Annotated in this window: 3 protein-coding genes and 2 pseudogenes; 2 read left to right on the top strand and 3 right to left on the bottom strand. The window is 66.7% G+C overall.

The window, feature by feature from the left end:
* Positions 1-393 precede the first annotated feature (393 nt).
* Positions 394-714 (bottom strand): WhiB family transcriptional regulator, encoded by a 321-nt coding sequence (locus ACOJVU_RS06030; protein WP_421528938.1) that lies wholly within the window; start codon positions 712-714, stop codon positions 394-396.
* A gap of 188 nt (positions 715-902) precedes the next feature.
* Between ACOJVU_RS06030 and ACOJVU_RS06025 the strand changes: the two are divergent.
* Together ACOJVU_RS06025 and ACOJVU_RS06020 are read left to right on the top strand one after the other, a co-directional pair.
* A pseudogene (locus ACOJVU_RS06025) lies at positions 903-1558 on the top strand (response regulator).
* Positions 1558-2744 (top strand): annotated as a pseudogene (locus ACOJVU_RS06020) (sensor histidine kinase). Before ACOJVU_RS06025 ends, ACOJVU_RS06020 begins: the two co-directional pseudogenes overlap by 1 nt.
* Positions 2745-2757: 13 nt before the next feature.
* Here the strand turns inward: ACOJVU_RS06020 and ACOJVU_RS06015 are convergent.
* A complete protein-coding gene (locus ACOJVU_RS06015; RefSeq protein WP_421528937.1) occupies positions 2758-3885 on the bottom strand; it encodes a 1,4-beta-xylanase in 1128 nt (375 codons plus the stop codon).
* 86 nt (positions 3886-3971) lie between these two features.
* On the bottom strand, positions 3972-4217 hold a 246-nt coding region (locus ACOJVU_RS06010), incomplete at its 5' end, for a hypothetical protein (protein WP_421528936.1).

Raw genomic sequence — 4217 nt, 5'->3', positions numbered from 1 at the left:
AGTAGCGCTGAGCACAGTCTCGACGCCGCCAGCGCAGACTCGGCACCAGCGGCGTCTGGGAACAACCCCCGACGAACTTACGGGCGAGACCACTAGGTCGACGGAGCGCAGACCCGCAACCCGCGTCGGTGCAGGTCACCTGAGGCTCGGATCGTCGGCCAGCGACGGGGTCCGAGCCAGAACCACCGAGAATCTAGTACGAGGCGTACCACCACTTTTGCCGTCACTTTGCCGTCAACTCCCGCGGATCGGGGCGAACAGCGGCGGACTGTCACGGATGCGCATCCGCAGGTCGCGGACATGCAGGAATAAATGCGAAACCGGCCGAACTGGGCTTCAATCGCCGTGTAAGCGAGCGGTCATCGGCTCAATCCCGATAGGGGGCTCCACGCCTCAGGCCGATCGGCCGGTTTTGCGCTGCCTGCGCTGCGCGGCGAAGAACTCGGACCAGGACGTCACGTCCGGGAACTGCTTGAGCAACGCGCGCCGTTGGCGTTCGGTCATCCCGCCCCAGACACCGAAATCCATATCGTTGTCCAGCGCGTGGGCGAGGCACTCGGTGACGACGGGACAATGCCGGCAGATGGCGGCGGCCTTCTTTTGCGCTTTCCCGCGAACGAACAACTCGTCGGGGTCGGCGGAGCGACATCGCGCCTTCGACACCCACGCGAAGCGGGCTCCGTCCAAACTGTCGATATCGATGTTGTGTTTCACTACGTCGATCACTCCTGTGCGGGGATGACAACTTGGGTCGTCGGTTTTTCTGCCGGTGCCCGCCCCCGGTGACGACTATTGCGGAGCGGTTCGGCGGTGTCTGTCCGCCAAACAACGGGTGCGCGGGGTGAATTTCAGGTCCCCCGATCGGAGAAAACGACGGCGATCGCCGTGCGACACTACGAGCCATGGCCGACCAAGCAGCGACTGACAAAGTGCGCGTGGTCGTGGGCGAAGACCACCCGTTGTTCCGTGACGGGCTGGTGCGTGCGCTGACGTCGAGCGGCGTCGTGGCCGTGGTCGCCGAAGCCGGTGACGGCGAAGCCGCCCTGGCCCTGATCAAAAGGCACGTGCCGCACGTCGCGCTGCTGGATTACCGCATGCCCGGAATGGACGGCGCCGAGATCGCGGCCGCGGTCAGGCGTGACGAGTTGCCGACAAGGGTGTTGCTGTTGTCGGCGCACGACGAGTCGACGATAGCCTTCCACGCCCTGACGGAAGGCGCCGCGGGATTCCTGCCCAAGGAATCGACGAAGGCCGATATCGTGCAGGGCGTGCTCGACTGCGCCAATGGCCTAAGAAGTCGTGCCGGCGGCCCTCGCAGGCCGACCTGGCCGGAGAGATCCGGCGCCGCGGCGAAGCCCAGACACCGGCGCTCAGCGTGCGCGAGGGAGAGGTACTGAATTTCATCGCCCAGGGTCTCAGCATCCCCGCGATCGCTGCCGAGCTGTACCTGGCTCCGTCCACGGTCAAGACCCACGTGCAGCGGTTGTACGAGAAACTCGGCGTCGGTGATCGCGCAGCGGCCGTCGCCGCGGCGATGCGGCGCGGGCTGCTCGAATAATGGACCGCTCGCTGGCTCGACTGGTCGACTTCGTTGCGGCCGAACCCGTCCGCCTGTCGGCGTTCCTGCGCCTGCCGCTGATCGGCCTCATCGTCCTGCTGGTCTCGGTGTGGGAGGTCGAACACTGGCTGCCGCTGGCCTACGCGCTGATCCTGGGCGTCTACAGCATCGCCGCGCTGGTGTGGGTGGTGGTGGTGCTGTGCGGCCCGGTGCCGCCGTGGGCCGGCTGGGCGTCGACGGGCATTGACGTACTGACCGTGGTGGCGCTGTGTGTGGTGTCCGGTGGCGCCACGGTGGCATTGCTGCCGGTGTTTTTCCTGCTGCCCATTTCAGTGGCGTTTCAAGGCCGTCCGGCGCTCACGGCCGCCGCCGGAATCGCCACGGCCGTCGGCTATCTCGGTGTATGGATCGTCTACTCCAAGCGCGACGACACGGTCGAACTGCCGAGCGTCGTGTACACCCATTTCGGACTGCTGCTGTGGTTGGCGGCCGCGATGACCGCCCTGTGTTACTTCCTGACGCGCGCCGCGGCGCGCGTGGCCACCCTGCTCGACATGCGCCGCACGCTGGTCTCGGAGTCGATGCGCGCCGATCAGCGCCACTCGCGGGAACTGGCGGAGCAACTCCACGACGGACCGCTGCAGGACCTGCTGGCGGCCCGGCTGGAACTCGACGAAGTCCGCGAACGTCATCAGGATCCGGCGCTGGACGCTGTCTACCAGGCGGTCAAGGACACGGCAACCCGGCTGCGCGGCGCCGTCACTGCACTTCATCCCCAGGTGCTCACCGAGGTGGGCCGGACCGCCGCGCTGCGCGAGCTGATCTGCGACTACGAGCGCCGCGGCAGCTTCGTCATCGAAGCCGACCTCGACGAGGTCGGCCGGCCGCCGTCCCAGTCCCTGTTGTACCGGGCGGCCCGCGAACTGCTCGCCAACGCACACAAGCATGCGCAGGCGAGCACGTGCGGGTCCGCCTCACCCGGACGGCCGACACCATGACGCTGAGCGTCGTCGACGACGGAACCGGGTTCGATCCGGCCATCCTGAATCGATGTGTCGCCGCAGGGCACATAGGACTCGCCTCGCTGACGGTCCGCGTCGACGCAATGGGCGGATCCATGAAGCTCACATCGGCGGTCGGCGGCGGCACGCGGGCATCGGTGACCACGCCCGTCGGTGTCGAGTGAACGCGGTGGGCGACTACGCCATCGGGGCAGCCAGCGCCTTGATCGCTTGCATCTCGTTGTCCTGGAAGGGCTTGCCGTCCGGGCCCAGCAGGTCGTGGAACCACACTCTGGGCACCGCTCGGTAGGGATGGTCCCAGGAGTCCCAGGGGAAGTAGGTCTGGGTTTTGCCGGCGACCAGGCCCCAGTTGTAGGCGCCGACGTTGTGGCGCTTGGCCACCGGCAGGATGCTCTGGATGGTGCTGCCCTGGGGTCGTGCCATGTATTCGGTGCACAGGATCGGTCGCCCCTGCGGGGCGAGTTCGGCGATACGGTTCTCGAACGCCGCCGGCCCGGCATAGGAGTGAAAGGTGATCACGTCGGAGTTGTCGAGTTGGATACCGGCAATCGCACTGCGGTTCCGGTCGGACCAGTTGCCGTGCCAGACCCCGCTCGTCAACGGCTGGCTGGGGTTGACCGCCCGCGCCCAACCGAACACCTGCGGGAGTAGGTCGGCGACACGCTCCAGTTTGTCCTTCCGCTCGACCGAGCGGTACACGCGCGCGGGGTTGTCGGGCTCGTTCCACAGGTCCCAGCCCAGAATACGATCGTCGTTGCGGAACCGGCCCAACACGCCGGTGACGTAGTCGTAGAGCACCCGCGTGTAGCGCCGGTCACCGAGCCGTTCGGCGCCCGGGCCCTGCACCCACCCCGAATTGTGGATCCCCGGCCGCGGCGCGCGCTGCCGGCCCAGCTTGGGGTGCGGGTCCCAGCAGGAGTCGAACAACACGAACAGGGGTTTGATTTTGTGACGCGCCGCGATCGCGACGAACTGCGCCAGCCGGCCCTGAAATCCCCGGGCATCCTGCGCCCAGAGCTGATCGTGCAGAAAAACCCGCACCGTGTTGAGTCCGCCGGCACGCGCCCAGCCCAGTTCGGTGTCGATGCGCCACGGGTCGTAGCTGCCCGGCTGAAACATCTCCAGCTGGTTGATGGCGTTCGACGGGATGAAGTTGGCCCCGACGAGCCAGCCCTGCGCCTGATACCACCGATCGGCCCGGTCCGGTGACCATCGGCCTGCATCCGCGGAGGCTCGGGGCACCCGGCTCACCGTAGTCCCTGCGGCCAGAAGCAACGGCAACTTCAGGACTTCGCGGCGGCGCACGTTGGGCACCATAGGTTCATTACGCGCCGTGTTCGGCCGCGCTTACCAAATCGCGACGGTATGTCGTGAGAATCGTTATCTTTTTGTCACCTGGGGCGGAAAGCCCGTATCCGGGCGGCCGGGTACTCATCGCGGTCGGTCTTGAATGCCTTTGTATAAGGCCGCTTTCGCGACTCGGCAACCGGCAACCCCGGCCCCTCATACCAATACTTTTGGCCGGCAACCGGGTTCAGCGTGCTTTTGTTGAACACGCGGACGCCGTCGAGGACCATCTGCCCAACCTTGAGCCATGAGGCCCAGGCCACGGTAGGGCGCCCCTCTGAGGGCTCTAG

The sequence above is a fragment of the Mycobacterium sp. THU-M104 genome (assembly GCF_049197365.1).
Taxonomy (GTDB): Bacteria; Actinomycetota; Actinomycetes; order Mycobacteriales; family Mycobacteriaceae; genus Mycobacterium.
The sequence above is the reverse complement of the archived record's forward strand: the minus strand, read 5'-3'. Positions and strand labels throughout refer to the sequence as shown.